Source organism: Rhodococcus sp. ARC_M12, assembly GCF_022810385.1.
GTDB lineage: Bacteria > Actinomycetota > Actinomycetes > Mycobacteriales > Mycobacteriaceae > Rhodococcoides > Rhodococcoides navarretei.
Genome location: NZ_JALGQI010000001.1, coordinates 613,761 through 638,995 on the forward strand (window position 1 = coordinate 613,761; position 25,235 = coordinate 638,995).

General features: G+C 64.7%; 25 protein-coding genes and 1 tRNA gene. 12 read left to right on the forward strand and 14 right to left on the reverse strand.

Annotated features, from left to right (window positions below; genetic code table 11):
• Positions 1-3: 3 nt before the first annotated feature.
• From MTX35_RS02880 to prfB, 8 genes are all read right to left on the reverse strand, one after another.
• Positions 4-1,464: an NAD(P)H-binding protein gene (locus tag MTX35_RS02880; protein ID WP_243593483.1), complete on the reverse strand. Its 1,461-nt coding sequence runs from the start codon at positions 1,462-1,464 to the stop codon at positions 4-6.
• A gap of 31 nt (positions 1,465-1,495) precedes the next feature.
• Entirely contained in the window at positions 1,496-2,350 is an 855-nt protein-coding gene (locus tag MTX35_RS02885) for a DMT family transporter (RefSeq protein ID WP_243593639.1), read from the reverse strand.
• A gap of 8 nt (positions 2,351-2,358) precedes the next feature.
• Positions 2,359-2,832 carry an SsrA-binding protein SmpB gene (gene smpB, locus MTX35_RS02890; RefSeq protein WP_243593484.1) on the reverse strand — a complete coding sequence of 158 codons (474 nt, stop codon included), beginning with the start codon at positions 2,830-2,832 and terminating at the stop codon, positions 2,359-2,361.
• 83 nt (positions 2,833-2,915) lie between these two features.
• The gene (ftsX, locus tag MTX35_RS02895) at positions 2,916-3,821 is read right to left on the reverse strand and encodes a permease-like cell division protein FtsX (protein ID WP_094674812.1); all 906 of its coding nucleotides are present in this window, start codon (positions 3,819-3,821) and stop codon (positions 2,916-2,918) included.
• Positions 3,822-3,887: 66 nt separating this feature from the next.
• The gene (gene ftsE, locus MTX35_RS02900; RefSeq protein WP_027496574.1) at positions 3,888-4,577 is read right to left on the reverse strand and encodes a cell division ATP-binding protein FtsE; all 690 of its coding nucleotides are present in this window, start codon (positions 4,575-4,577) and stop codon (positions 3,888-3,890) included.
• Between the two features lie 86 nt (positions 4,578-4,663).
• Positions 4,664-5,110: a hypothetical protein gene (locus MTX35_RS02905; RefSeq protein WP_243593485.1), complete on the reverse strand. Its 447-nt coding sequence runs from the start codon at positions 5,108-5,110 to the stop codon at positions 4,664-4,666.
• Positions 5,107-6,006, reverse strand: coding sequence for a mechanosensitive ion channel family protein (locus tag MTX35_RS02910; protein ID WP_243593486.1), 900 nt, complete (start codon positions 6,004-6,006; stop codon positions 5,107-5,109). The genes MTX35_RS02905 and MTX35_RS02910 overlap by 4 nt, the downstream gene beginning before the upstream one ends.
• 5 nt (positions 6,007-6,011) lie before the next feature.
• Positions 6,012-7,124, reverse strand: coding sequence for a peptide chain release factor 2 (gene prfB / locus MTX35_RS02915; RefSeq protein ID WP_027496571.1), 1,113 nt, complete (start codon positions 7,122-7,124; stop codon positions 6,012-6,014).
• 93 nt (positions 7,125-7,217) lie between these two features.
• Here prfB and MTX35_RS02920 point away from each other — a divergent pair, with 93 nt between their 5' ends.
• Entirely contained in the window at positions 7,218-8,021 is an 804-nt protein-coding gene (locus MTX35_RS02920; RefSeq protein WP_243593487.1) for an inositol monophosphatase family protein, read from the forward strand.
• Here MTX35_RS02920 and MTX35_RS02925 read toward each other — a convergent pair.
• Positions 8,018-8,386, reverse strand: a complete 369-nt coding sequence (locus tag MTX35_RS02925; protein WP_243593488.1) for a DUF1304 domain-containing protein — start codon at positions 8,384-8,386, stop codon at positions 8,018-8,020. The two genes, MTX35_RS02920 and MTX35_RS02925, sit on opposite strands and share 4 nt — an antisense overlap.
• A 142-nt stretch (positions 8,387-8,528) precedes the next feature.
• Here MTX35_RS02925 and MTX35_RS02930 point away from each other — a divergent pair, with 142 nt between their 5' ends.
• From MTX35_RS02930 to MTX35_RS02945, 4 genes are all read left to right on the forward strand, one after another.
• Positions 8,529-9,938: an acyl-CoA dehydrogenase family protein gene (locus tag MTX35_RS02930; protein ID WP_243593640.1), complete on the forward strand. Its 1,410-nt coding sequence runs from the start codon at positions 8,529-8,531 to the stop codon at positions 9,936-9,938.
• Positions 9,939-9,982: 44 nt separating this feature from the next.
• Entirely contained in the window at positions 9,983-11,203 is a 1,221-nt protein-coding gene (locus tag MTX35_RS02935; RefSeq protein WP_068045941.1) for an acyl-CoA dehydrogenase family protein, read from the forward strand.
• A 185-nt stretch (positions 11,204-11,388) separates the two neighbouring features.
• Positions 11,389-11,733: a YciI family protein gene (locus MTX35_RS02940; RefSeq protein ID WP_243593489.1), complete on the forward strand. Its 345-nt coding sequence runs from the start codon at positions 11,389-11,391 to the stop codon at positions 11,731-11,733.
• Between the two features lie 46 nt (positions 11,734-11,779).
• A complete protein-coding gene (locus MTX35_RS02945; RefSeq protein ID WP_243593490.1) occupies positions 11,780-13,060 on the forward strand; it encodes an RNA polymerase sigma factor in 1,281 nt (426 codons plus the stop codon).
• Here MTX35_RS02945 and MTX35_RS02950 read toward each other — a convergent pair.
• Positions 13,033-13,578, reverse strand: a complete 546-nt coding sequence (locus tag MTX35_RS02950) for a GNAT family N-acetyltransferase (RefSeq protein ID WP_243593491.1) — start codon at positions 13,576-13,578, stop codon at positions 13,033-13,035. The two genes, MTX35_RS02945 and MTX35_RS02950, sit on opposite strands and share 28 nt — an antisense overlap.
• Before the next feature lie 69 nt (positions 13,579-13,647).
• On the opposite strand from MTX35_RS02950, the gene MTX35_RS02955 reads away from it, so the two are divergent.
• Both MTX35_RS02955 and MTX35_RS02960 read left to right on the forward strand, forming a co-directional pair.
• The gene (locus MTX35_RS02955; protein ID WP_243593492.1) at positions 13,648-13,827 is read left to right on the forward strand and encodes a hypothetical protein; all 180 of its coding nucleotides are present in this window, start codon (positions 13,648-13,650) and stop codon (positions 13,825-13,827) included.
• A gap of 7 nt (positions 13,828-13,834) precedes the next feature.
• On the forward strand, positions 13,835-14,440 hold the full coding sequence (locus MTX35_RS02960) for a hypothetical protein (protein ID WP_243593493.1): 606 nt from the start codon (positions 13,835-13,837) through the stop codon (positions 14,438-14,440).
• Between the two features lie 6 nt (positions 14,441-14,446).
• Here the strand turns inward: MTX35_RS02960 and MTX35_RS02965 are convergent, their stop codons facing one another.
• Together MTX35_RS02965 and MTX35_RS02970 are read right to left on the reverse strand one after the other, a co-directional pair.
• The gene (locus tag MTX35_RS02965) at positions 14,447-14,959 is read right to left on the reverse strand and encodes a putative immunity protein (protein WP_243593494.1); all 513 of its coding nucleotides are present in this window, start codon (positions 14,957-14,959) and stop codon (positions 14,447-14,449) included.
• 111 nt (positions 14,960-15,070) lie between these two features.
• Positions 15,071-15,147: transfer RNA gene (locus MTX35_RS02970), tRNA-Met, on the reverse strand.
• Between the two features lie 499 nt (positions 15,148-15,646).
• Here MTX35_RS02970 and MTX35_RS02975 point away from each other — a divergent pair.
• Complete coding sequence (locus MTX35_RS02975; RefSeq protein ID WP_243593495.1) at positions 15,647-16,225, forward strand: transglycosylase family protein; 579 nt, start codon at positions 15,647-15,649, stop codon at positions 16,223-16,225.
• Between the two features lie 141 nt (positions 16,226-16,366).
• Here the strand turns inward: MTX35_RS02975 and MTX35_RS02980 are convergent, their stop codons facing one another.
• Positions 16,367-19,351, reverse strand: a complete 2,985-nt coding sequence (locus MTX35_RS02980) for a UPF0182 family protein (protein ID WP_243593496.1) — start codon at positions 19,349-19,351, stop codon at positions 16,367-16,369.
• Positions 19,352-19,628: 277 nt separating this feature from the next.
• Between MTX35_RS02980 and MTX35_RS02985 the strand changes: the two genes are divergently transcribed.
• Positions 19,629-20,207: a PPA1309 family protein gene (locus MTX35_RS02985; protein ID WP_243593641.1), complete on the forward strand. Its 579-nt coding sequence runs from the start codon at positions 19,629-19,631 to the stop codon at positions 20,205-20,207.
• Positions 20,208-20,219: 12 nt separating this feature from the next.
• Here the strand turns inward: MTX35_RS02985 and MTX35_RS02990 are convergent, their stop codons facing one another.
• On the reverse strand, positions 20,220-21,245 hold the full coding sequence (locus MTX35_RS02990; protein ID WP_243593497.1) for a PDZ domain-containing protein: 1,026 nt from the start codon (positions 21,243-21,245) through the stop codon (positions 20,220-20,222).
• A gap of 146 nt (positions 21,246-21,391) precedes the next feature.
• Here MTX35_RS02990 and MTX35_RS02995 point away from each other — a divergent pair, with 146 nt between their 5' ends.
• The 3 genes from MTX35_RS02995 to MTX35_RS03005 all read left to right on the forward strand — a co-directional run bounded on the left by MTX35_RS02995 (position 21,392) and on the right by MTX35_RS03005 (position 25,208).
• Positions 21,392-22,789 carry a zinc-dependent metalloprotease gene (locus MTX35_RS02995; RefSeq protein WP_243593498.1) on the forward strand — a complete coding sequence of 466 codons (1,398 nt, stop codon included), beginning with the start codon at positions 21,392-21,394 and terminating at the stop codon, positions 22,787-22,789.
• A gap of 123 nt (positions 22,790-22,912) precedes the next feature.
• Positions 22,913-23,806, forward strand: a complete 894-nt coding sequence (locus MTX35_RS03000) for a hypothetical protein (RefSeq protein ID WP_243593499.1) — start codon at positions 22,913-22,915, stop codon at positions 23,804-23,806.
• 91 nt (positions 23,807-23,897) lie between these two features.
• Positions 23,898-25,208, forward strand: coding sequence for an AarF/ABC1/UbiB kinase family protein (locus tag MTX35_RS03005; protein WP_243593500.1), 1,311 nt, complete (start codon positions 23,898-23,900; stop codon positions 25,206-25,208).
• The last annotated feature ends 27 nt before the right edge of the window (positions 25,209-25,235 follow it).

Sequence of the window (25,235 nt, forward strand, 5' to 3'; positions counted from 1 at the left end):
CCATTAACTGTCGGTCCGGCGATCCGCCGTGTTCGCAGAGGCATCGGCGTCCACCCGCTGCACGACCGTGCGCAACATTCGACGCGCCATCACCAGGCGTGCAGGCAACGAGGCGTACCAGACCGCGCGACCGGCCAGACCACGCGGAAAGAACACCAACCGCTGCTCGATCGTCGGCTGCTTCGCCGTGCCGCCGACCGTCAGGTCGAGCCAGGCCTCGCCGGGCAATCGCGTGGAGGACTTGAGCCGAGTGGTGTGTTCGGTGCCCGACGCGGATGCGTCGGGTCCGGTGACGTCGCGGTGCCAGCCGGTGAGAACATCGGCGTCGGCCAATCGTTCGAGTGCGGGCCGGATCGCGGTCGACTTCGCTGCGCTTCGGGCGACGCGGGTGTCGGTGTAGACGACCTCGCCTGCCCACGCCGGATCCGAGGGCAGCGGGTCCGACGGTGCCGCGGTGCCCGTGGCGTCGGTCCACCGCGTCTCCACCTCACCGTCGTCGATCTTGCGCAGTGCCAATCTCACGGAGTCGCGGTAGCCCGTCAGGCCGCCGTCCGGACGGGGTACGACGGCGTCGATGTCCATCTCGTGGCCGACGGCGTCGTATTGCAGTGATTCGATGAGCGGCATCGCCAGCCCGCGCGGAATGGGAGTCACCAGCCCGATCCAGTGGCCGGCCAGTCGCGGCGTCAACACCGGGAGCACGATGATTCGACGCTGCCGCAGACCCGCGACGTCGGCGTAGATGTTCATCATCTCGCCGTACTGCATGACGTCGGGACCACCGATATCGAATGTCCTGGATTCGGTGATCGGCGCACTCGCGGCCCCGATCAGGTAGTGCAACACGTCGCGCACAGCGATGGGTTGGATGCGGTTGTGTACCCACCGCGGTGTGGTCATCACCGGAAGCCGGTTGGTCAGGTGCCGGATCATCTCGAACGACGCCGAACCCGATCCGATCACCACGCCTGCTTGCAGCACGATCGTCGGAACTCCCGAATCGATCAGAATGCGTCCCACCTCGGCTCGGGACTTCAGGTGTGGTGAGAGCTCTCCGGTGGGCGGGTGCAAGCCGCCGAGGTACACGATGCGCCCGACGCCGCAGTCGGCAGCGACAGCCGCGACGTTCTCGGCGCTGTCGCGTTCGGTGTCGGCGAAGTCGGAATGGCCTGCGGTGCCCATGGAGTGCACCAGGTAATACATGATGTCGACACCGGTCAGTGCTTCTTTCAGCGAGTCGCGATCGCTGAGATCGCCCTGAACGATCTCGACGTTCGCCGCCCACGGCACGTTGTCGAGCTTGCTCGGGGTACGAGCGAGCACCCGTACCCGATATCCGTCGTCGAGCAGCCGCGGTGCCAGACGCCCGCCCAGGTATCCCGTGGCACCGGTGACGAGTACGCGGGGAGGCTGTCCGTCGTCTCGGGCCGCGGGGGTGTCGGACGGCGAATCGGAAGCTGTCATAAACGGGTTCCTTACCCGTCTGCGAGCATGTTCAACCCGCGAGCGCGATCATGGCGATGGCCCCGAGCGCCAACGCCATTCCCACCTTCTGCAGCGTTCCGACCCGTTCGCCGAGCATCACCATCGCCAGCAACACCGTGGCTGCGGGATACAGCGAGGCGATGACGCTCACCAACGACAGCAAACCGCCCTGATACGCGTAGATCATGGCGGCATTGGCGACGACGTCGAGCACGCTGACGAAGGCCGCCAGTTTCAACACGCTGCCGTGCGGAGGTGCGAAGTGTCCCGATGCCAGCGCCACGATCCAGACCACCGCGGTCGCCGACGCGCGTGACGCGGCCAACGGCCACAGCCCGCTGCCGTCCCCGATCTGGTGCAGGAAAATGAAGGCGAACGCGAATGTCACGCCCGAACCGACCGTCAACCAGGCCACGGTTCGGGTGAACTTCATCTCCCGACCACCGGCCACCTCACCGGTCACCTCGTCCGGGGATTCCTTGCTGACCAGCACCACCGCAACCAGCGCCACGGCGATGCCGAGGAACGCGATGACGCCGGGACGCTCGCCCATCGACAGGCCGACCAGCACCGGAATGCCGGCCACCAGAACGGCGGTGACCGGTGAGACGACGGCCATCGGTCCGGCGGCGAGGGCGAGGTAGAACCACCACACCGCAACGCCACCGGCAACACCCGAGGCCAGTCCCCACAACATCGCCGGAAGTTCGATGGTGCCGCCGACGAACGGCGCGACGAGCAGCACGATCACCAGCGAGAGCGGGTAGGACACGATGACCACCCGCAGGGCGGCAACGCGGCGGGATGCGACGCCGCCGACGAAATCGCTCACCCCGTATCCGACGGCGGCTACCAGAGCGAGCAGAACAGCGGTCAGCGCATTCCCTTCACACGACGTCCCAGCTCGCGGGTCACTTCGCGTTCGGCAGTCCGCTTGGCCAACGACTGTCTCTTGTCGTAGTCCTGCTTACCCTTGGCCAAGGCCAGTTCGACCTTGACCTTGCCGTCCGAGAAGTACATCGACAGCGGCACCAACGTCAGATTTCCTTCTTTGACCTTGCCGGCCAGACGATCGATCTCGCGACGATGCAGAAGCAGTTTGCGGTTTCGCCGCGGTGCGTGGTTGGTCCAACTACCGAGCGTGTATTCGGCGATGTGCAGCCCGCGCAGCCAGATCTCACCGTCGTCGACGGTCGCGAAGGCGTCGACCAGCGAGGCCTTGCCGTCACGCAGACTCTTGACCTCGGTTCCGACGAGGGCAACTCCGGCCTCGAGGACATCGAGTATGGAGTAGTTGTGCCGCGCCTTGCGGTTGGTCGCGATGGCCTTGCGGCCCTTCTCTTTCACTGCAGGGCCCTTTCTCGAGCGTTCGCCACGTGGAGCGGTTCCACAGGCAACCGCTCCAGCATAGAACCGAACGGCAAGCGAATTTATTCGCGCACGTAGAGGCGCAACGTGATGTACGCCGTCACCGCTGCCATGCCGACTCCGACGAGAGCGAGGAACGGCGACACGAGGAGCACGTCGCTGTTCGATATTCGAGCCAGGATGTTCGCTTGATACACGTCCGAAAGCACGTCATCGATGAACATGTTCTTCGCCGTGAACAGGCCCGCGATGGCCAGCGCCGAGCCGATCAAGGCCGCCACCACCGCCTCGAGCAGGAACGGCAGCTGGGTGTACCAGCGAGTGGCACCGACCAAACGCATGATGCCCACCTCGGTTCGTCTGGTGAACGCGGCGATCTGCACCATGTTGGCGATCAGAAGGATCGCGGCGATGGCCTGCACCGTCGCGATGGCGAAGGCAGCGTTGCGCACACCGTTGAGCACACTGAAGAGCCGCTCGACCAGGTCGCGCTGATTGAGCACGCTCTGCACGCCCGGTCGATTCTCGAAGTTGTCGTTGATGACCCCGAACCGTTCGGGATCACTCAGTCGCACCTTGAACGACGCGGGAAAGCTGTCGGCACTGACCAACTCGGCCAGTTCGGGCTGGTCCTTGAACACGCGCTCGGTGGCGTCCTTCACCGCGTCCTCACGGTTGAGGTACTGCACCGACACCACCGACGGGGTGTTGTCGAGATCCGAACGCAAGGCGGCGCAGGTCTCCTGGGCGCAGTCGGGGTCGGTCGCGGAGATGTCGTCGGTGAGGAAGATCTGCACTTCGACCCGATCGAGGAAGATCTGTTGGGTCTTTCCTGCCATCTGCACCACGAGCAGTCCACCGCCGAACAGGCCGAGGGAAATGGCGGTCGTCAAGATCATGGCGATCGTCATGGTGATGTTGCGACGAAGTCCGGTGAGGACCTCGCTGAAGATGAAACTTGCGCGCATCGCGGAATCCGAGCCCTTCGATTCGTTCGGTCGTGAAGTCTGTGCGGTCCTCTTACGGTGGAAGCGTCAGCGACCGACGCCGTAGACCCCGCGGGCCTCGTCACGAACGACTCGTCCGTTGTCGAGTTCGACGACGCGTCGGCGCATCGAATCGACGATGTGGTTGTCGTGGGTGGCCATCAGCACCGTGGTTCCGGTGCGGTTGATGCGCTCGAGCAGCAGCATGATGTCCTGACTGGTGTCCGGATCGAGGTTTCCGGTCGGCTCGTCCGCGAGCAGCACGAGCGGGCGATTGACGAAGGCCCTGGCGATGGCCACACGCTGCTGTTCGCCACCGGACAACTCGTTGGGCAGACGGTCCGATTTGCCGCCGAGTCCCACGAGGTCCAGAACCTCGGGGACGGTGCGCTTGATCATCGAGCGAGGCTTTCCGATCACTTCCAGTGCGAACGCCACGTTCTCCACGACCGTCTTCTGCTGCAGCAGGCGAAAGTCCTGGAACACGCAGCCCATGCTCTGCCGCAGTCGCGGGACGCGTCGAGCGGCCAGACGGTTGACGTGGAAATCGGCGACGTGGATATCGCCGGAGGTGGGCGTCTCCTCCTTGAGAAGCAGCCGCATGAACGTCGACTTGCCCGAACCCGACGGACCGATCAGGAACACGAACTCACCCTTGTCGATGGAGACCGTCACCTTGTCCAGGGCGGGCCTGGTGGAGGTCTTGTAGGACTTGGAGACATTCGAGGTGCTGATCACGGGTCGCCAGTGTAGTCCTTACTCGCCGGTAACCGCCGGAACTGCTCGGCCGTCGCGGCGAGTCCCGAGGGACGGTAAAGAATGCCTCAGCGAGACGGCGTCGGCGCTGGTTGGGTCGGTATCAACGACTGAATTCCCGGTGGCAGCGGCAGGCCGAAAGTCGTGGTCGTGGTCGGCGCTGCGGTCGACGTCGGCTGCTGTCCGGTGTCGTCGACGACGCCGGAAGGTTGCTCTGTTTCGGTGGTCGCGGCAGGTGTCGACGTCGCGGTCGAGGTGCCCGAGACACCGGTTTCGGACTGCGGCTCGGTGTACGGGGTGAGGTCGGCCGGATCGGGGGCAGTCGGCCCCTGAATCTGTTCACTGTCTCTCTCGGCGATCTCTGCGCTGACCTGGCCGTACCACAGACCGGTGAGCACGAAGAAGATGCCGAACGCGAGGGTGGAGGTGCGGACGCGGCCGTTGATCTTGGCCGGAATGCGCCACTGCCGCCAGTGTCGTCGTGGGAGAGCGGTTCCAGAATCCGGTGTACTCACTGATCCTCCGTCCGTTCTCGTCCCGATGCTTCCGGTGCCACCCCGGCAGTGCTCACGTCGGGTGCCACGTTGATGCCCTCGGGTTGCAGGGCGGCAGCCACCCGGACCCGGAGCTCGCGCCCCACCTGGAATTGCTTGCCCGGCAACGTACGCGCCACCAAGCGAACATTGACCTGACCTACTTCGATGCTTTCGACACCCATCACCGTCGGTTCGTCGAGCAACAGCGGACGCAGTCGAGAGTCCGCGAACGCATCGCGGCCGACTGCACGCAGCAGCCCGTTGACCTGGGTGAGATCCGCAGTGCTGGGCACCGGAACGTCGACGACTGCTCGAGCCCAGTCCTTCGACAGGTTGATCGCTTTGACGATCTGGCCGTTCGGGACCGTGATGACCTCGCCGTCGACACTGCGGACCCGCGTCACTCGCAGGGTCACGTCCTCGACGGTGCCCTCGGCATCCTCGGCCGACCCCATGACCGCGATCTGAACCACGTCACCGAACCCGTACTGACGCTCGGTGATGATGAAGAAGCCGGCCAGAATGTCCTGCACCACCCGCTGAGCGCCGAAGCCGAGTGCCGCGCCGAGGACCGTTGCCGGTGCCACCAGTCCGCCGACACCGAAACCGAAACGTCGCAGCACCTCGATGGTGACGAGGATGTAGATGAGAGTGACGGCTACCCAGGTGATGACCTGTGCGAGGGCGTGCCGATGCTTCGCGGCCTCGGACCGCACCAACGCGTCGCTGTGCTGATAGTTCTGATCGATTCGGGCCGTGATCCGCGAACCGGTCCACGTGACGAACCGCGCGGCCAGCAATCCACCGAGGATGTACAGCACGATTCCGAGGCCGTTGAGCTTGACCTCGGGCGTCACGTTGAGCCAGGCCGTCATCGAATTTACTGCTCCCCTCGCATTCGCCAACGGATGCCCGACTCCAGGAATCCGTCGATGTCCCCATCGAGAACAGTAGACGGGTTGTTCACCTCGTACTCGGTACGCAGATCTTTCACCATCTGGTACGGGTGCAGCACGTACGACCGCATCTGGTTGCCCCAGGAGCTGCCGCCGTCACCCTTGAGCGCGTCCATCTCGGCACGCTCTTCCTTGCGCTTGACCTCGAGCAGCTTGGCCTGCAGCACGCGCATGGCCGAGACCTTGTTCTGCAGCTGCGACTTCTCGTTCTGGCAGGTCACGACGATTCCCGTCGGGATGTGCGTCAAACGGACGGCGGAGTCGGTGGTGTTGACCGACTGGCCGCCGGGTCCTGACGAGCGGTAGACGTCCACGCGAATGTCGTTCTCGGGGATCTCGATGTGATCGGTGGTCTCGACGACCGGGAGAACTTCCACCTCCGCGAAGGAGGTCTGTCGACGTCCCTGGTTGTCGAAGGGACTGATGCGGACGAGACGGTGTGTGCCCTGCTCGACCGACAGTGTGCCGTAGGTGTACGGGGCCTTGACTGCGAAGGTCGCGCTCTTGATGCCTGCCTCTTCGGCGTAGGACGTGTCGTAGACCTCGACACCGTAGCCGTGCTTCTCGGCCCAGCGGATGTACATGCGCATCAGCATCTCCGCCCAGTCGGCGGCGTCGATCCCACCTGCGCCGGACCGGATGTTGACCAATGCGTCGCGAGCGTCGTACTCGCCGGACAGCAGGGTCCGCACTTCCATGGCCGCGATGTCCTCGCGAAGAGACGCGCGTTCGGCATCGGCGTCGGCGGTGGCCGACGCAGCTGCCTCGCCCTCCTCGCCCTCGGCGAGCTCGTACAGCACCGGCATGTCCTCGAGTCGCTGCCGAAGCTCTTCGACCCGGCGCAGTTCGGCCTGCGCGTGGGAGAGCTGGCTGGTCACCTGTTGAGCGTGCTCCTGGTCGTTCCACAGGTCCGGCGACGCGGCCTGGTGCTCGAGTTCGTCGATGCGTCGCCGCAATTCCTCGACGTCGAGAACCGACTCGACGGTGGACAGAGTGGTGTCGAGCTCGGCCAGGTCTGCAGAAACGTCGGGATGCACGAGAGTCAAGGTTACCGGCACGCGAACCCGAACCCGACCGCCCCCGAGTATCGGCAGACACAGTCGTGACGTACCCGTCGATAGTCTTACGCGGTGACCGACTACTCCGCTGATCTTTCTCTCGCCCTCCGACTTGCCGACGAGGCCGACGCCATCACTCGTCGACGTTTTCTCGCCATGGATCTCTCGGTGGACTCGAAGCCGGATCTCACACCGGTGAGCGACGCAGACCTGGCCGTCGAGACGATGATTCGCAGCGAGCTTGGTTCGGAGCGTTCCGGCGATGCCTTGCTGGGTGAGGAGTTCGGCGGCACGGCCACCTTCAGCGGCCGTCAGTGGGTTGTCGATCCCATCGACGGCACCAAGAACTTCGTGCGTGGTGTCCCGGTATGGGCAACTCTGATCGCCCTGCTGGACGACGGCGTACCTCGGGTCGGAGTGGTCAGCGCGCCCGCCCTGAACCGACGGTGGTGGGCTGCGGCCGATCTGGGTGCCTGGGCGGCCTCGAACGGGGACACCCCACGCAGGATCGCGGTCTCGAAGGTCGACTCACTGGCGGCGTCGAGCCTGAGCTTCTCCAGCCTCGCCGGCTGGGCCGATTTGGGGATCCGAGACAGGTTCCTCGATCTGTCCGACGCCGTGTGGCGGGTACGCGGCTACGGCGATTTCTTCTCGTACTGCCTCGTGGCCGAAGGGGCCGTCGACATAGCGGCCGAACCCGAGGTCTCGCTGTGGGACCTGGCCGCGCTCGATGTCCTCGTCCGCGAGGCCGGTGGCGGTTTCAGCGCGCTCGACGGCACCGCGGGGCCGCACGGTGGCAGCGCCGTGGCCACCAACGGCCTACTGCACCACGAGGTCCTCGCGCACCTGTCCCCCAGCGCGAAGAATCTCGCCTAGAGAACTGCGGCAAGAATCAGAGCGATCAGCGGCGTGATGCCCTGTACGAAGGCAGGCCGGAAGTACTTCGCGCCGCCGGTGGCCAGAACCAGCGCTGCACCGACGATGCTGGCGCAGGCGAAGTAGACGACGGCGTTACCGGCGGACCCGCCCACGATGAGACCGGCCACGATGCCGATGGCGAGAAACAGGTTGTAGAAGCCTTGATTGAAGGCCATCGGCTTGGTGATGTCTGCATCGTTCTGGCTGGCGACGCCGAATTTCGCCCAGATGGCCGGCTTGGACCAGAAGACGCTTTCCATGAGGAATATGACGACGTGGAGGGCCGCGGCGACGGCGGCGAATATCTGAGCTGTCGGATGCACGGAAACAGCCTGTCACACCGATACGACGCACGGTACGAACTGCGGTTCCGGTCTCGTACGACTCCGCTCCTTACTCGACAGTAGACAGCTAACTTACTCGGGAGTAAGATCTGTGAAGTCCGTGCCCGATGCCGAGGAACTGGTGATCATGAGCAAGCAAGACAGTGTGGTCGACGCGAAGGCCCCCAAGGCGCCTCGCGATACTTCTGCGGTTGGCCTCAACCCGTTCAAGAGAGATGCAATCGGAACCGCGATGCGCTTTCTAACCGCCATCACCGGATCGGAACTGGCGGAGAAGTACAACCTGCGCCAAACCATCGACCGGGTGACGTACGAGAGCACCAAGACCGGGTTCAAGACACTCGGTGCGGCCAATCGTACGTTCGCCAAGGTCACCGGAGGCGGCAAGCCCAAGCGTCTCGACGACGGTGCCGCCAAGAACCTGAGCTACTTCGACCTCACGCCCGACGACGAGCAGCGCATGATCGTCGAGACGGTGAAAGAGTTCGCCGAGGAGATCCTCCGCCCGGCTGCCTTCGACGCAGACCACAGTGCCTCGTCGCCCGAGGATCTGGTTCGCCGTTCCGCCGAGCTCGGCATCACGCTCATCAACGTTCCCGAGGAGCTCGACGGCGCAGCCACCGAGCGTGGGGCGGTGACCAACTCCCTCGTCGCAGAAGCACTCGCCCACGGCGATATGGGCCTGGCATTGCCCATCCTCGCGCCCAGCGGTGTAGCCGTGGCCCTCACCCAGTGGGGAACCGACGCGCAGCAGAAGACCTACCTCCCGGCGTTCGTCGGCGAGAAGGTGCCGAACGCCGCCGTCGTCGTCAACGAACCCCGCGCACTGTTCGATCCGTATGCGTTGCAGACCAAGGCCGTTCGCTCCCCCAGTGGCTACAAGCTCAACGGCGTCAAGAGTCTCGTGCCTGCTGCCGGTAGCTCCGAGCTGTTCGTCATCGCCGCGGAACTCGACGGCCGTCCGGCGTTCTTCATCGTCGAGTCCGACTCCAAGGGCCTCGTCGTCGAAGCCGACCCGAGCATGGGCTTGCGTGCAGCAGGCCTGGGTCGCCTGATCCTCACCGATGTCGCGGTTCCCGAGTCGGCTCTGCTCGGCGACGGAGACGCAGATCAACGAGCAGCCGAATACAGCGCTGCCATCGGCCTGGCGCGACTCGGTTGGGCATCCCTGGCCGTCGGTACCGGTCAGGCCGTGCTCGACTACGTCATTCCGTACGTCAACGACCGCGTCGCCTTCGGTGAGCCGATCAGCAACCGTCAAGCCGTGGCCTTCATGGTCGCCAATATCGCCATCGAGCTCGACGGCATGCGGTTGGTCACGCTGCGCGGCGCTTCGCGGGCCGAACAAGGTCTGTCGTTCACTCGCGAATCGGCCCTTGCTCGTCGACTCGCCTCCGAGAAGGGCATGCAGATCGGTTCCGACGGCGTGCAACTGCTCGGCGGTCACGGTTTCACCAAGGAGCACCCGGTCGAGCGTTGGTACCGCGATCTGCGATCCGTCGGCGTCGCCGAAGGCATCGTTCTCATCTAGCTCGCCGCCCCGAATTCCATGGCACTCACCCAAGGACATACACGATGATCAATCTTGAACTTCCCAAGAAGCTTCGGGCGCAGGCGAATCAGGCTCACCAGGTCGCTGCCGAGATCTTCCGCCCCATTTCCCGTAAGTACGACCTGGCCGAACACGAGTACCCGGTGGAACTCGACACCATGGCGTCGATGGTCGAAGGCATGTCCGACGCCGGTGGCGAAATCGGCGGAGCCGCCGGTGGCCGCGAGAAGGACAGCGAGTCGGCCAAGCCCAGCAAGACCGCGAACGCCAACGGCGGCAACATGTCCGCTCTGGTGAACGTGATCGAGACCTGCTGGGGCGACGTAGGCCTCACGCTGTCGATCCCCTACCAGGGACTCGGCAACTCGGCCATCGCAGCGGTGTCCACCGACGAGCAGCTCGAGCGCTTCGGCAAGGTGTGGGCCTCGATGGCCATCACCGAACCCGGTTTCGGCTCGGACTCGGCAGCCGTCACCACCACCGCTGTCCTCGACGGCGACGAGTGGGTACTCAACGGCGAGAAGATCTACGTCACCGCCGGTGAGCGTTCGACCCACATCGTGGTGTGGGCAACGGTCGACAAGTCTCTCGGCCGTGCGGCCATCAAGTCCTTCGTCGTCCCGCGTGACGCTCCGGGCCTGTCGGTTGCCCGCCTCGAGCACAAGCTGGGCATCAAGGCCTCCGACACCGCAGCACTGCTGCTGGAGGATTGCCGCATCCCGAAGGACAACCTGCTCGGTACTGCCGAGGTGAACGTCGAGAAGGGCTTCGCGGGCGTCATGCAGACGTTCGACAACACGCGCCCACTGGTGGCAGGCATGGCCATCGGTGTGGCACGGGCGGCTCTCGAGGAGCTGCGGTCCATCCTCGTGGACGCCGGAGTCGACATCTCGTACGAGACCCCCGCGTACAACCAGCACGCTGCAGCGGCGGAGTTCCTGCGCCTCGAAGCGGACTGGGAGGCAGCACATCTGCTCGCGTTACGTGCGGCGTGGATGGCCGACAACAAGGAGCCGAACTCCCTGCAGGCCTCGATGTCCAAGGCCAAGGCCGGTCGCTCGGCGGTCGACATCACCCTCAAGGCAGTTGAGCTGGCCGGCACGTACGGCTACTCCGAGCGCCCACTGCTCGAGAAGTGGAGCCGCGACTCCAAGATTCTCGACATCTTCGAGGGAACGCAGCAGATTCAGCAGCTGATCGTTGCTCGTCGCGTCCTCGGAAAGTCGTCGGCAGAACTGAAGTGACACCCGGCTCGTCAGCGAGCCCGCGCAGCAACCGCGAAGCGGCATCGGACCTCGAGTCCGGTGCCGCTTTTCGTGCGCGAGAAGAAAATTTCGGCACCGGTGTCGATATCGTGGTCTGCCGAACGTCGTCATCGTGTACGGCGACTCGCGCCGCGACAACGAGGTACCGAACCCAGGAGCGCACCATGAAGTACATCCTCTTGATCAACGCCGACACCGGGCCCGGAGCAGCACCGGGCTGCAGCAGTGTCGAGGACTGGATGACCTACGAGAAGGAGATGAAGGAGGCAGGCGTCCATGTCTCCGGTCACGCGATGGCGGATCTGACGACTGCCACGGCCGTGCGCGTCGACGCCGCCACCGGAGCACGCACCGTCACGGACGGACCGTACGCCGAATCGCACGAGGTTCTCGGCGGCTACGACGTGATCGACGTTCCCGACCTGGACGCAGCACTCGAATGGGCGGCCCGATGCCCTGGTTCCAAGGACGGCGGCACGGTGATCGTGCGGCCCCTTGCCGAATTCTGACCAGCCGAATTCTGACCGGCCGGATACTGCGGTGCTGAATTCCTCGGTGAACGATTCCGAGGTTCGTCGGGCGCTCGACTCGGTGTTTCGAGCCGAGCGCTCGATTCTGCTCGCTTCGTTGGTGCAGCGATATCGCGACCTGGACCTCGCCGAGGAAGTGGCCTCCGACGCCATCGAATCGGCTCTGAAACACTGGCCTGTCGATGGCGTCCCGGTCAGGCCCGGTGCCTGGTTGCTCACCACCGCCCGCCGGAAAGCGGTCGACCGCCTGCGCCGCGATCAGAGCCTGGCCGCGAAAGTCGGAGTGCTGCAGGCGGATACGGATCGCAGCGAACCGAACCGCCCGAATCCGCTCGACGATGCCCTGCCCGACGACCGACTGCAGTTGTTCTTCACCTGCGCGCATCCTGCCCTCGCCGCCGGTGACCGGCTCGCACTGACTCTTCGATGCCTGGCCGGCCTCACCACCGGCGAGGTGGCCCGGGCGCTGCTCATCCCTCCAGCCACGGCAGCGCAGCGAATAGTGCGAGCCAAGAACAAGATTCGGGCCGCACGAATACCGTTTCGCCTCCCGGGCCCGGACGAGCTGGCAGACCGAGTGCCGATGGTGCTCGAGGTCGTCTATTCGATCTTCACCGAAGGCTATTCGGCGACGTCGGGTGAGAGCATCGGGCGAATCGATCTCACCGCGGAAGCACTAGGGATGGGCCGACTTCTTCATACTGCCCTACCGACCGAAACCGAAGTGGCGGGCTTGCTGGCGTTGATGCTGCTCGTCGAGGCCAGACGCGACGCTCGAACCGGACCGGAAGGCGACATCGTCCTGTTGGCCGATCAGGACCGGCGACTGTGGAACACCGCGTTCATCGCCGACGGCACGAGACTCGTCGTCGAGGCCCTGGGCGGCGGCCGGACCGGTCCGTACGCAGTCCAGGCTGCCATCGCTGCGCTGCACGACGAATCACCCGACTCGGACAGCACGGACTGGCCCCAGATCGTTGCCCTGTACGACGTGCTCATGACGCTCACACCGAGCGCGATAGTCGCGCTGAACCGGGCGGTAGCCGTGGCGATGCGCGACGGCCCCGGACCAGGCCTTCGGGAGCTGGACCGGCTTGCCGACGAGGCGTCGTTGCGCCGATATCATCCGTATCCCATGGCGAGAGCCGATCTGCTGCAACAACTCGACAGATTCGAGGAGGCGGCAGTCGACTATCGACGAGCGTTGGATGTCGCCCGAACCGCACCGGAGAAGCGCCTGCTCCGCCGCCGGCTCGAGGAGGTGAACACCCGTCTCGGTCAGGCCGACAGAATTACGTCCACCTGACCTGCCGTCAACGAGCGGTCTGCGTACACCAGGCGAACTGCGTCGGCGTCGGGATTGCCGACGTCGGGGCCACGGGTAATCAACTCCAGGCCCGCGCGCTCGGCCACCCGGGCCGACGCGACGTTGTGTTCGAGGAGGTATGCCACGATCGGCAGTTCGGGCTGGTTTCGTTGCGCGCACTCGACTGCGATCTCACACATCTCCGCGGCGTATCCGTACCCCTGTGCGTCGGGATGGAGGCGATAGCCGAGATTCCAGAAGGCGTTCTGCCGCTTCGAACACCCGCCGTACCCACTGATCGTGCGGCTACCGCGCTCACGAATGATCCACGTGGCCAGTCCATCCCGCCGCCACTGCTCCGTCCAGCCCTGCAACATTCGTTCGGTCGCGCTGGGGTCGGTGTGTCGCAGGCTCGGAAAGTGGGTCCACGACAGCGGATCGCTGCAGATCGCGTACAGCGCATCGAGATCGGTCGCGACAGGCTCGTCGAGATCGAGACGCGAGGTTCGTGTTCGCACACCGTGGATCCTAGGGGGAAGAAGTCTGGTAGACCGGTGGTACACGATCGAGCGAAGGGTGTGACCGACATGGCCGAGTGGGTCAAGAAGATCGAAGAGAACGCGAAGGGCTTCATCGCGGAGGCAGAGCAGGAGTTGACGGCACTCGAGGGTGTGGACACAGTCGATCTCACCGCAGATGGCTCCGAGAGCGCCGACGATTCCGAAGCGGTCACCAGTGACGATGCGCGCGAGCAGGTCTCGGACTGAGCCCTCGATGTCCAGTCGGCGCACCTGGCGCACGACGACACACGACTGGTCTGTCGACGTCGATCGAGACCATCTCGCACATATCCGAGCTCGACCCGACGACTACGCGCCCGGCGGCGTCCTGCACCTGATTCTCGAGGTTCTCGCGTACGCGGCAGACGAGGCCGAGTATCAGGGCGACGGTCATGCGAGCGTCACGCTCTGCTCGGACGGCGTGATCGAGGTGTCCGATACCGGTCGCGGCACCGACACCAGACTCGATGACGGCGTCGCGGTTCGCAAGCCTGTCGTCTGCACGAAAGATGTGCGTTTCTTCGACGAACAACAGCCCATTCTGCTCGACGACGGCCATGCTCGGCGTGGGATGTCCGTGGTCGCGGCACTGTCCGAGACGCTCGAACACACCAATCGCCGGATCGACGGTGCCTGGACCGCACGATACGAGCACGGAATTCCCGTCACCGAGCTGATGCCGACCGCACCGACCGAGCGCACCGGTACCACCATTCGGTTCCTGCCCGACGCCTCCCTGATACCTACGCCCCCACCGACCCCCGACGATGTGCGTGCGACTATCGCCCCGCACGAATTTCTCACGGTGTCGGTGACGTAGCCGGGATCAGTCGAACACGGACCAGCAAATATTGTTCCTTCTCTTCTGGTCTTCCAGCACGAGTTCCCGCACGCTGTCCGGTAGCCGGTCACGCTGCCACTCGAGTTCTTCTCTGCCCGCACTCGGCTCCGAGCCGTGACGAGCCGCCGCCCGAACTGCCTTGATGGCGTACGCGGCCGCTCCGAGATCGTGTTCGGGCACATGAGCAACACAGGCGGCCTGACCGGCGGCATAGGCGGCGAAACGCGCCGCACCGTGCAGTGGCCGTGCCGCTCCCATCGAATGGCCCCCGAGGGCGCGAGTGGCCATCATTGCGAGTTCGCCGCGCACCCACGCGCGGGTGGCCTCGATTGCTTCGCGGGGCCGCGGATCGGAGGGCTCGACCGTCTCGAACAGAGCGAGAACGTGTTCCGCACACTCGGCCGCCCAGAGCGCGAGGCTTCGATGATCGTCGTCGGTCAGCAGTCCGCCGCGATGCACGGTGATGAGGCGAGGGTCTCTGACGGCAGGGAGAATCATTCGAACCGACCCTCGCGGTGATACCGCGTACGACATTCGTCCGAGTGGCCGACCACGACACCCAGCAGAGCACAGAAAAAGACCCAGGACATGTCCTGGGTCTTTTCGTGTTGGTAGCGGGGACAGGATTTGAACCTGCGACCTCTGGGTTATGAGCCCAGCGAGCTACCGAGCTGCTCCACCCCGCGTTGCATCTACGAAGTTACCCTCGTGTGTACGGCGAATGCAAATCACGTGACCACAGGGTTCCCGATCACGTCGACCGGGTTCGTGTGCGCCCGAGCAGACCGACTTATCACGTCCCGGACCGCCGGAAATAGTGCTCCAGGTCTCTTTTCCTGCGTGTTTCGAGTCACATAACGGTCGGGTCACGAAGTAGACTCGATAGCGCCACAAGGTGGTCTGAGCTGCTACGACACCCCCCTGTTTCCCACTATGTGGACATGCCCCGTCTCATTCCGGCTCAGTGACGGTGGTCGAATCCTCGACTACGTTCACGGACGGCCCTACACCGCTGGGCCTGCACCACCCCGCCGCTTCCTTCGCTCTGCCCCGCGGGTGTGGTCCCCAATACGTACGGGGGCAGAGCCGCGACGATACGAAGCGCCTGGTCACCAACGCCACACATCCCGGCGAGGTGATTGCAGGCCAGTCGCGCCAGTCGAGCGCGGAAAGGATTCACCCCGCATGACCACTCAGAACAATGTCGGCAAGCAGACTCGAGTCCGGCGCGCACTCGGAATTGCCACCATCGCAGGTGCCGCCGTAGCAATCCCCCTCGGCGTCTCTGCCGGAACCGCCAACGCAGCCCCGAACAACTGGGACGCGGTCGCACAGTGCGAAAGCGGCGGCAACTGGAGCATCAACACCGGTAACGGCTACTACGGTGGCCTGCAGTTCTCGCAGAGCACCTGGACGGCCAACGGTGGAACCGGGTCACCGGCCAACGCGTCCAAGGCCGAGCAGATCCGCGTCGCGGAGAACACCCTGCAGAGTCAGGGACCGGGCGCATGGCCTACCTGCGGAAAGCAGCTGAGCACCGCTGCCTCCACTCCCGAGCCCGAGTCGGCCCCCGCACCGCAGCCGGCACCCGCACCGGCTCCCGCTCCGGTACCGGCCGTGGCTCCCGAGGTCGCAGCGGCCACGCAGGCTGCACAGGGCGCGTTCGACGCTGCGTCCACGCTTGCCGACCAGTACGGCCTGAGCACGCAGTTCCAGCACCTCGTTGCTGCCAACGCCCCGGTGCTCGCACCCATCGGACGCTGATCACCCGGCAGTTCGCTCGAACTGCCACTGACCTCGTCGCTGTAGCTCGCGCACGAGTCAGGTAACGACAACGAAAGAGCCGCCCCACCATTTCGGTGGGGCGGCTCTTTCGCTCATGTCAGCGGGCCGTAGCCGTACCGATCAATTACCTGCCCCGTTGTACGTGTCGACAGCGACCTGCAGGTTCTCCAGCGCGGTGCCGAGCTCCGCGAGATTTCCGCTCTGCTGTGCAGTGCGCACTGCGTCGAGTGCGGAATTCAATCCGGTGACCGCCGCGTCCCGTGTTGCCGAGCCGCCGGTGGACGGAGCCGGATCCGGGGAATCCGGAGTGGTGGCCTCGGTCTCCGAGGTACCTCCCGATTCGGCCGGTTGTGGGTCCTCGGGAGCACCACCAGGAGCAGTGGCCGCCGCGCCTGTGCCCGCGCCGAACACCTGATCGAGCGCCTCGGACAGCCTGGGCGCGTACCCGACCCTGACCCCACCTTCCGCCCCCGGCTCACGGTAGCTCACCAGGACCTTCGTCAACTGCGGGAACGTCGAGGTCGAAGCATTCTTCCGAGACGTGTACAGCGGTTCCACGTACAGGATTCCGCCGTCGGCAATCGGGAGCGTCAGCAAGTTGCCGTACTGCAGTTCGTTGGACTGCTCGAGCAGCGTTCTGTCCGATGCCACCCGGGCGTCCGAGGTCATCGAGTTCTGCGCCTGCTGCGGACCCTGGGTCTGCGTCTGAGTCGGCAATTGCAGAACCGTGAACTTGCCGTAGTCGTCCGGATCGGACCGGACCGAGATGTACGAAGCCAGCAGTTCTCGGTTGAACCCGACCATGGCGCTGGTCAGCCGGAACGACGGCTCTCCGGTTTCAGGATCGCCGACCAGGACGTAGTACGGCGGCTGATTCAGATCACTGCCGGCACCGCTGTTGCTGGTCGGGTCACTGGGCACGGACCAGAACGCGTTGTTGGTGAAGAACTCGTTGGGGTTGTCCACGTGGTACTTCGCCAACATTTCTCGCTGAACCTTGAACAGGTCCTCCGGGTAACGGAAATGCGAACGGAGCTCGTCCGAGATCTCGGACTCGGGTTGGACCGAATTCGGGAACACACCCATCCATGCCTTCAACACGGGATCGGTGTCATCGACCTGGTACAGCGTCACTGTGCCGTCGTATGCGTCGACCGTCGCCTTGACGGAATTTCGGATGTACGACACCTCGTCACGTGGGAGTGGCCGACCTGTCGTCGACTCGACACTGTCCACCGTCAGACCGTCCAGCGATGCCCGCTGAGCGTAGGGGTAATCCTTCAGCGTCGTGTAGCCGTCGACGATCCAGACGATCTTGCCGTCCACGACCGCCGGGTACGAATCGGTATCGGTGGTCAACCACGGCGCAACCTTCTGCACACGATCACGAGGATCGCGATCGAACAGGATCTTCGAGTCGTCGCCGATGGCTCCGGAGAAGAGAATGTTTCGCTCTGCGTATTTCGCAGCGAACGCCAGGCGGTTGAACCAATTGCCCACCGAGACGCCACCCGAACCGGTGTATGTGTAATTGGATTCGTCGGTGTCGTACTCGCGGTCCCCGGTACCGGTAGCACCCACGATCGCGTAGTCCGGATCTGCTGCGGCGATGACTTCGCCGTAGTAGATACGGGGCTGGTCGACCGGGATGACCTGCTGAGAATCCTGCGACGCGATGTCGCTGACCGTGTAGATCGGGTAGCCGCTGTTGCTGTTGGCACCTTCGGCGGTCGGATCCTGAACAGCTGCATTGACCCTGTTGGCAGGAGCTGCAACGAAGCCGTTTCCGTGCGTGTAGACGGTGTGCCGGTTGATCCAGTCCGTCTGGTTGCCGGTCAAGGACTGCGGTGAGAGCTCGCGGGCCGCGACGATGTAATCCTGCAACTGCCCGTCGATTTCGTACCGGTCGATGTCCAGTGTGTCGGGGAAACCGAAGAAGTTCTTCAGCTGCTGCTGCTGGGTGAAAGTGCGGGACAACACATTCGGATCGAGCAGACGAGTGTTGGCGATGGTGGTCCTGTCCGCCTCGCTCTCGCGCGGATTCTGCGAACTCTCCCCGGAATAGTCCTGGTACTCGACCACGTCGTCGCCGATCCCGTACGCATCCCGCGTCGCCGTGATGTTCCGCTGGATGTAGGTGCTCTCTTTCTCGGCCGCGTTCGGGCGCACCGAGAACTGTTCCATCACCAGCGGCCAGACGGCACCGATCAGAATGGACGAGAGCACCAGCAATGCCGTGGCCAAGGCCGGAATTCGGAGATCACGCAGGAAGATCGCCGCAAAGAAGGCGACCGCGCAGATCACGGCAATAGCGAGCAGGATCAGCTTGGCCGGCAACACCGCGTTGATATCGGTGAAGCTGGCACCGCTGAACGTGGGTTCCTTACGACTGCTCGACAGCAGCGTGTACCTGTCCAGCCAGTACGCGATCGCCTTGAGAAGAACGAAGCTGCCGGCGATGACTGCCAGTTGAATGCGCGCGGCGCGAGTGAGAGCACCCTCGCGTCCGGCCAGGCGAATACCGCCGAACACGTACTGCGTCATCAGGTTCGCGAGGAAGGCCAATACGACGGCCACGAACAGCCAGTTGAGGATGAACCGGTAGAACGGAAGGTCGAACGAGTAGAACCCGACGTCGAGGCCGAACTGCGGATCGGTGGTCCCGAAGTCCCCGCCGTTCAGGAACAGCTGCACCGTCACCCAGTTGGCCTGAGCGATCATGCCGGACAGGAATCCGAAGACAACCGGGATTCCGATGCCGAACAAGCGCAATCGGCTCATCACCGTGGTGCGATACCGCGCGATCGGATCGTTGGGGCCGGCCACCGGAACGAACACGGGACGGTTGCGGTACGCCAACAGCAACGCGGCGAACAGGATGAGTCCCACGATCAGAGCGACAACGAGGAAGATCACCAACCGTGTCAGCAGAGTAGTGGTGTACACGCCGCGGAAGTCGACCTCACCGAACCACAGCCAGTTCGTGTAGACGTCGATCAGACGGGGACCGATGAGGAGCAGACCTGCTGCTACCAAGGCCAATACGAGCAAGATCCGGCTTCGCCGCGACAAGGACGGCATACCGGTGGGGGGCCTCATGCCCACGTGCCACACTCCAACTTCGGGCGACGCCGACCGGCGCCGCAGATGACTTCTTCGGCGCACTCGTCGTGCGCCGCATGTCCGTTTCGCCCTACTGTACGTACGTTGATCCTACGGCCGCGACGCCCGTACTGCGGCCACTGCTGGGCCCAGGTCAGGAGCGTCGGTGCCCGTGGAACCATCCGGATGCGAGGATAGTGCGGTGAGCAACGAGAGCAACGGACTGCCCGGCCAAGACCATTTCGGTGACGATTTCGACCCCGAGTCCGGTGGGCAGGACGTGGCCGAGGCTCTGACTCGGTGCGCTCGCGAGGTAGCCGACTTCGTCGACGCAGGAGGATGGCACCAGGCCCCGCAGATGTTCGCACTGGTGCCCACCGCGGCGCTCGCCGCAGCCGAGCCCGGTCTGCTCGACGATCTTGCCGACGGCGCTGCGCTGACTCCGATTCAGCAGCATTCGCTTCCCGAGGACATCACCGGCGGCTCCCCCGCCCTGGACGAGTTCCTGGCCACCTCGACGTGGCCCGACGGTGTCGTCGGATGCGCTCTGGTGCAGGAGATCGTGGTACTCCCCCCGGCCGCCGAATCGAGCCTCGACGAGGCATTGATGCCGCTGCTCGCCGATCCCGATGCGGCCGACGAGGCCGCACGCTCGGCTGCCGAGAACCATCCCGAGAAGAAGGATGCTCGGTTGATAGTCGCGGTACTCAAGGACGGTCCGTCGTTGACGCTGTTGCAGTTGCACCCGGACGAGGACGCCGATCCTTTCGCGCCCATCGATCTTCGTATCGCGCCGGACCTGGCCCCCAACGTGGTACACGGCCTGTACGCGACCTTCGACGTCGTCGACGACGACTGACGACGGCCTGGATCAACTGCAGGACGGCACGTCGCCGCCCGAGCCGAGCGCCTGCAGCGACTCGACAGCACCGTCCAACGATTCGACACGTACCAGCCTGAGGCCGTCCGGAACGTTCTGTTGCGCCTCACCACAGTTCGCGTCCGGCACCAGGAACGTCGTGGCTCCCGCCTCGCGGGCAGCGATCAGCTTGTACGGAATGCCGCCGATGGGGCCGACGGTTCCCTCGGCGTCGATGGTTCCCGTACCCGCGACGAAGTCGCCGTTGCTCAACTCACCGGGACTGAGCTTGTCCACCACGGCAAGGCTGAACATCAGCCCGGCCGACGGTCCGCCCACGTCGGCGAGATTGAACGTCACATCGAACGGCACATCGGGTTTCTCCTCGGGCGTGACGCCGAGATAGCCCTTGGAGTCGTCGTCGGGGCGAGCACCGAGTACCACCGAACCCGTCCGTGGCGTGCCGTCTCGCACGTACTCGATGTCGACGGAATCGCCCGGCGCCCGAGAGCTGACGGCCTCACGGACTGCCGACGCAGTGGCGACGGGAGTGCCGGCGACCGAGACGAGCGTGTCCCCGACGTTCAGCACGCCTGCAGCAGGGCCGTCCTCGGCCACGGTTGCCACCGCGAGCGATACCGGCAGATCCAGGTGATGCAGAGCGGCGAGCTCGGCACTGGACTCCGATGCCTCGAAATCCGCCTGATTGCCCTCTTGCACTTCTTCCCTCGTCTTGTCCGGCGGATAGACCTCCTCGCGCGGAACGAGGCCCTGCCGACCGCTGGCCCAGAAGGCGAGCGCCTCGAACAGGTTGAGCTGATCACGCACGGCCACGGTCGTCATATTCAGGTGGCCCGCGGTCGGATCGACCTCGGTTCCGTCGATCTGCACCACGGGTACTCCGTCGACGTCACCGAGAGTGTTGTAGGTCGGCCCGGGGCCGAGGGCGGCGAACGGAACTGCGACGACCGAGCCGGTGACGCCCAGCACCACCACCGGGACGAGCGCAGCGACAAGAGTGGCGATCCTTCGGTTCACTCGGTAGACACTAGATCCGAATCCCGTCGACTGCGCAGACCGCCCCTGTCGAGCGCGTCCGCGCCGGGGTCTCGCGGCCCGCAGTGTTCGCCGTCAGCGTGACGATCCACCACTCTCCGCGTTCATCGGGCTTGTACCGTTGAGGCATGAGCAATTTTGGTTTCGGTGCCTCCGACGACGACCCGGACAAGAAGAAGGATCCGGACGGTTCGGGCAACCCTGCCGGTTTCGGCTTCGGTGCCGAGGGCTTCGACCCCGCGCAGCTGGGCCAGATGCTCACTCAGTTCGGTCAGATGCTCAGCGGCATGGGTGCTTCCGGCGGGACAGGTTCCGGACCGGTGAACTACGACCTGGCCAAGCAGCTGGCTCGTCAGCAGATGGGTGATTTCAGCCCGGTGTCCGCAGGCGAGCGAGAGGCGATCACCGACGCCGCACACCTGGCCGAGCTGTGGTTGGACGGGGCGACGACGCTACCGGCCGGTGCCACGAAGACCGTTGCGTGGACGCCGGTCGATTGGCTCGACAACACGATCGACACCTGGAAGAGACTGTGCGACCCCGTCGCCGAGCAGATTTCGGGCATGTGGACTTCGGGCCTTCCCGCCGAGGCTCAGCAGATGGCCGGTCCGATGATGGGCATGTTGACGCAGATGGGCGGGATGGCCTTCGGTTCTCAGCTCGGCCAAGCGCTCGGTCAGCTCTCCAAGGAGGTGCTCACCTCCACCGACATCGGCCTACCGCTCGGACCGTCGGGCACGGCGGCGTTGCTGCCGTCGGCCATCTCGTCGTTCAGCGAGGGACTCGAGCAGCCCGAGCGCGAGGTTCTGGTGTTTCTCGCAGCGAGGGAGGCCGCGCATCAACGGCTCTACAGCCACATTCCGTGGTTGCGGCAACGGGTTCTTGCCACAGTCGAGGAGTACGCGCGCGGAATCAAGATGGATTTCTCGGCGATCGAGGAGGCAGCGGCAGGCCTCGACCCGTCCGCGCTGACCGATCCGTCGAAGATCGAAGCGATCCTGCAGCAGGGTGCCTTCGAGCCGCAGACGACGCCGGAGCAGAAGCATGCTCTGGAACGGTTGGAGACGCTCCTGGCCCTGGTCGAGGGTTGGGTCGAGACCGTTGTCGCGGCTGCTCTGGGCGATCGCCTGCCCGGTGCTGTCGCACTCGGCGAAACCATTCGCCGACGCCGGGCGTCCGGTGGCCCGGCGGAGCAGACCTTCGCCACGTTGGTCGGCCTCGAACTGCGCCCCCGCAAGGTCCGCGAGGCTGCGGACCTGTGGCGTCAGCTTCTCGCCGCAGCCGACATCGAGGGACGCGACGGAGTGTGGGCCCACCCCGATCTGCTGCCCGACTCGTCGGATCTGGACAACCCCGCGGCGTTCATCGACCGTGTCGTCGGCGGCGGAACGTCGAGCTTCGACGACCCGATCGCCCAGCTCGAAGCCATGGAGGCCAAGGAGCGCGCCGAGGCCGCCGACAAGGCCGCGGGCACCGACGACAAGGGCACCGACGACGGTCCCGAGAAGGGTTCATCCACAGCCTGAACCGGTCGGTCTTGCACCACTTCGATCGAACTCGTCGAACGCCTGCTCGGAGGCCCTTCCACCCTGTGGATAACCTGCCCTGAGCGGGCGTTCTTCGCTGTCGTCGCTGTCAGAGTGTGTCTCATGATCACAACGACCGTTCGACTCGATCCTGCAGTGGCGATTCTGCGGCGTCGAGACGGCACCGTGCAGTTGGGCTGGAATCCCGAGAGCAGCGTCGTCGTCACTCCCCCTCCCGGTGCAGAGCCTGGTTCGATACTCGAAATACTTCGACTGCTGGCCGCAGGCCATTCCAGGCCGCACATCGTCTGCCACGCAATGACATTGGGACTGTCCGCCAATCGAACATCGGCCATGCTCGGCGAACTCGAGGATTCCGGTCTGCTGATGCACGGCACGAGCGAACCGGTGCCACCCGACGCCTCGCGACGGACCTCGCCCACCGGACCGGGGTCGGTGAGAACGATCCACCTCGTGGGGCGGGGTCCGATCTCCGACGCATTGGCGTCGGGTCTGAGTCGTACCAGCGTGGCGGTCAGCCGGACGAGTCTGACGCCGACTCGCTACCCACACTCGGTCGTGAAGGCGTGGAACTACGACGTCGTCGTGCTTGCCGACGATCTGGTCGCAGAGCCCCGACTGGTGACGGATCTGGTGCGGCTGCGTATCCCCCATCTGCAGGTGCGGCTACGAGACGGGAAGGGCATCGTCGGCCCGTTCGTGTTGCCCGGTCGAACGAGTTGCCTACGGTGCGCAGATCTGACGCGGTGCGATCTCGAACCCGAGTGGCCGCATCTGTCCGCGCAGTTGCTCGGTACCGTCGGTCAGGCCAGCAGTGCGACGGTGCTGGCCACGGCGGCGTTCGCATTCGCTCAGCTGGAGAATCTCATCGGCAGTTCCGACCCCGCGCTACCGGAAACCGCCGACTGCACCATGGAACTCGAGTTCGGCGCCGCTGGGACAACCGTCCACAAACGACTGTGGTCCAAGCACCCGCACTGCGATTGCTGGCACTGAACAAGGCACTGGAAGCGAGCTCACCTCGTTCGATGGGGGTCGAGAGGGGACGGTCCGAGCAATTGTCGGCAGGTTCAGCCATGATGGAGCTGTGTCTGACATACCGCGCCGTGGATCGACTCGTACCGCAAAACTGGCCAGCATTCCCCTCGGGATGGCCGGTCGTGCTGCCATGGGGTTCGGCAAGAAGCTCGCCGGCGGCAATCGTGACGAGATCGATGCGGACATGGCCGCAAAGGCAGCCGAACAGCTCTTCTCCGTCCTCGGGGAGCTCAAGGGCGGTGCCATGAAGCTCGGCCAGATGCTCTCGGTGATGGAAGCGGCTGTTCCGGAAGAGTATTCGGAGCCGTACCGCGAGGCACTGACCAAACTGCAGGCGCAGGGCCCGCCCATGCCCGCGAAGACCGTGCATCGGGTGTTGGACCAGCAACTCGGAACGGCGTGGCGGTCACGTTTCCTCGATTTCGACGACACTGCGATCGCGTCGGCCAGCATCGGACAGGTGCACCGCGCAACCTGGGCCGACGGACGCGATGTCGCGGTCAAGATCCAGTACCCCGGTGCAGATGACGCATTGCGCTCCGACCTCAAAACACTCTCGCGGTTCGCGAACCTGTTCAGCACGGTGCTCGCGGGCACGGACGTCAAGCCGGTGCTCGAAGAATTGACCGCTCGTACCGAGGACGAGCTGGACTACCGTATCGAGGCCGCGAATCAACGTGCCTTCAGCAAGGAATTCGGAGGCGATTCACAGTTCGCGATTCCCAAGATCGTCGCCAGTGCTCCCAAAGTCGTTGTCAGCGAATGGATGACGGGTAGGCCGCTGGCCGATGTGATCGCGAACGGGACGGCCGAGGAACGTAACCAGGCGGGCGAACTGCTCGCGTTGTTCGCCTTCGTGTCCCCGGCGCGGGCGAGGTTGCTGCACGCCGACCCTCATCCGGGCAACTTCATGATGCTCGACGACGGTCGGATGGGCGTCATCGACTTCGGGGCCTGCGCTCCGATGCCCGACGGTCTCCCGCCCGTCCTGGGTCGGATGGTCTCGCTCGCACGCGACGAGAAGTACGAGGAACTGGTCGAGTTGTTCACCGAGAGCGGCTTCGTCGTTCCTGGACGCACGGTCACGGAGAAGGAGATCGCAGACTACCTGCGCCCGTTCACCGATCCGATTCACACCGAATCGTTCCACTTCACCCGCGCCTGGCTGCAGAAAGCCGCGGGCACCGCTGCAGATTTCAACAGTGCGCAGTTCCGCACCGTTCGTGCACTGAACATGCCTGCCGAATACGTGATGATCTTTCGCGTGCTGGGCGGATTGGTCGGAATCTGTGCCCAACTCGACGCCTACGCGCCGTACATGGCGATCCTGACCGAGTGGATGCCCGGCTTCACCGACTGATTCGTTCGGCGAAACCGGGCACCGGTC

Bases quoted from the DNA above. Each gene is read 5' to 3' on its own strand.
- MTX35_RS02880 (WP_243593483.1), bottom strand. From the start codon at position 1,464: ATGACAGCTTCCGATTCGCCGTCCGACACCCCCGCGGCCCGAGACGAC.
- ftsX (WP_094674812.1), bottom strand. From the start codon at position 3,821: ATGCGCGCAAGTTTCATCTTCAGCGAGGTCCTCACCGGACTTCGTCGC.
- MTX35_RS02910 (WP_243593486.1), bottom strand. From the start codon at position 6,006: ATGACGGCCTGGCTCAACGTGACGCCCGAGGTCAAGCTCAACGGCCTC.
- MTX35_RS02935 (WP_068045941.1), top strand. From the start codon at position 9,983: ATGATCAATCTTGAACTTCCCAAGAAGCTTCGGGCGCAGGCGAATCAG.
- MTX35_RS02940 (WP_243593489.1), top strand. From the start codon at position 11,389: ATGAAGTACATCCTCTTGATCAACGCCGACACCGGGCCCGGAGCAGCA.
- MTX35_RS02955 (WP_243593492.1), top strand. From the start codon at position 13,648: ATGGCCGAGTGGGTCAAGAAGATCGAAGAGAACGCGAAGGGCTTCATC.
- MTX35_RS02960 (WP_243593493.1), top strand. From the start codon at position 13,835: ATGTCCAGTCGGCGCACCTGGCGCACGACGACACACGACTGGTCTGTC.
- MTX35_RS02965 (WP_243593494.1), bottom strand. From the start codon at position 14,959: ATGATTCTCCCTGCCGTCAGAGACCCTCGCCTCATCACCGTGCATCGC.
- MTX35_RS02975 (WP_243593495.1), top strand. From the start codon at position 15,647: ATGACCACTCAGAACAATGTCGGCAAGCAGACTCGAGTCCGGCGCGCA.
- MTX35_RS02995 (WP_243593498.1), top strand. From the start codon at position 21,392: ATGAGCAATTTTGGTTTCGGTGCCTCCGACGACGACCCGGACAAGAAG.
- MTX35_RS03000 (WP_243593499.1), top strand. From the start codon at position 22,913: ATGATCACAACGACCGTTCGACTCGATCCTGCAGTGGCGATTCTGCGG.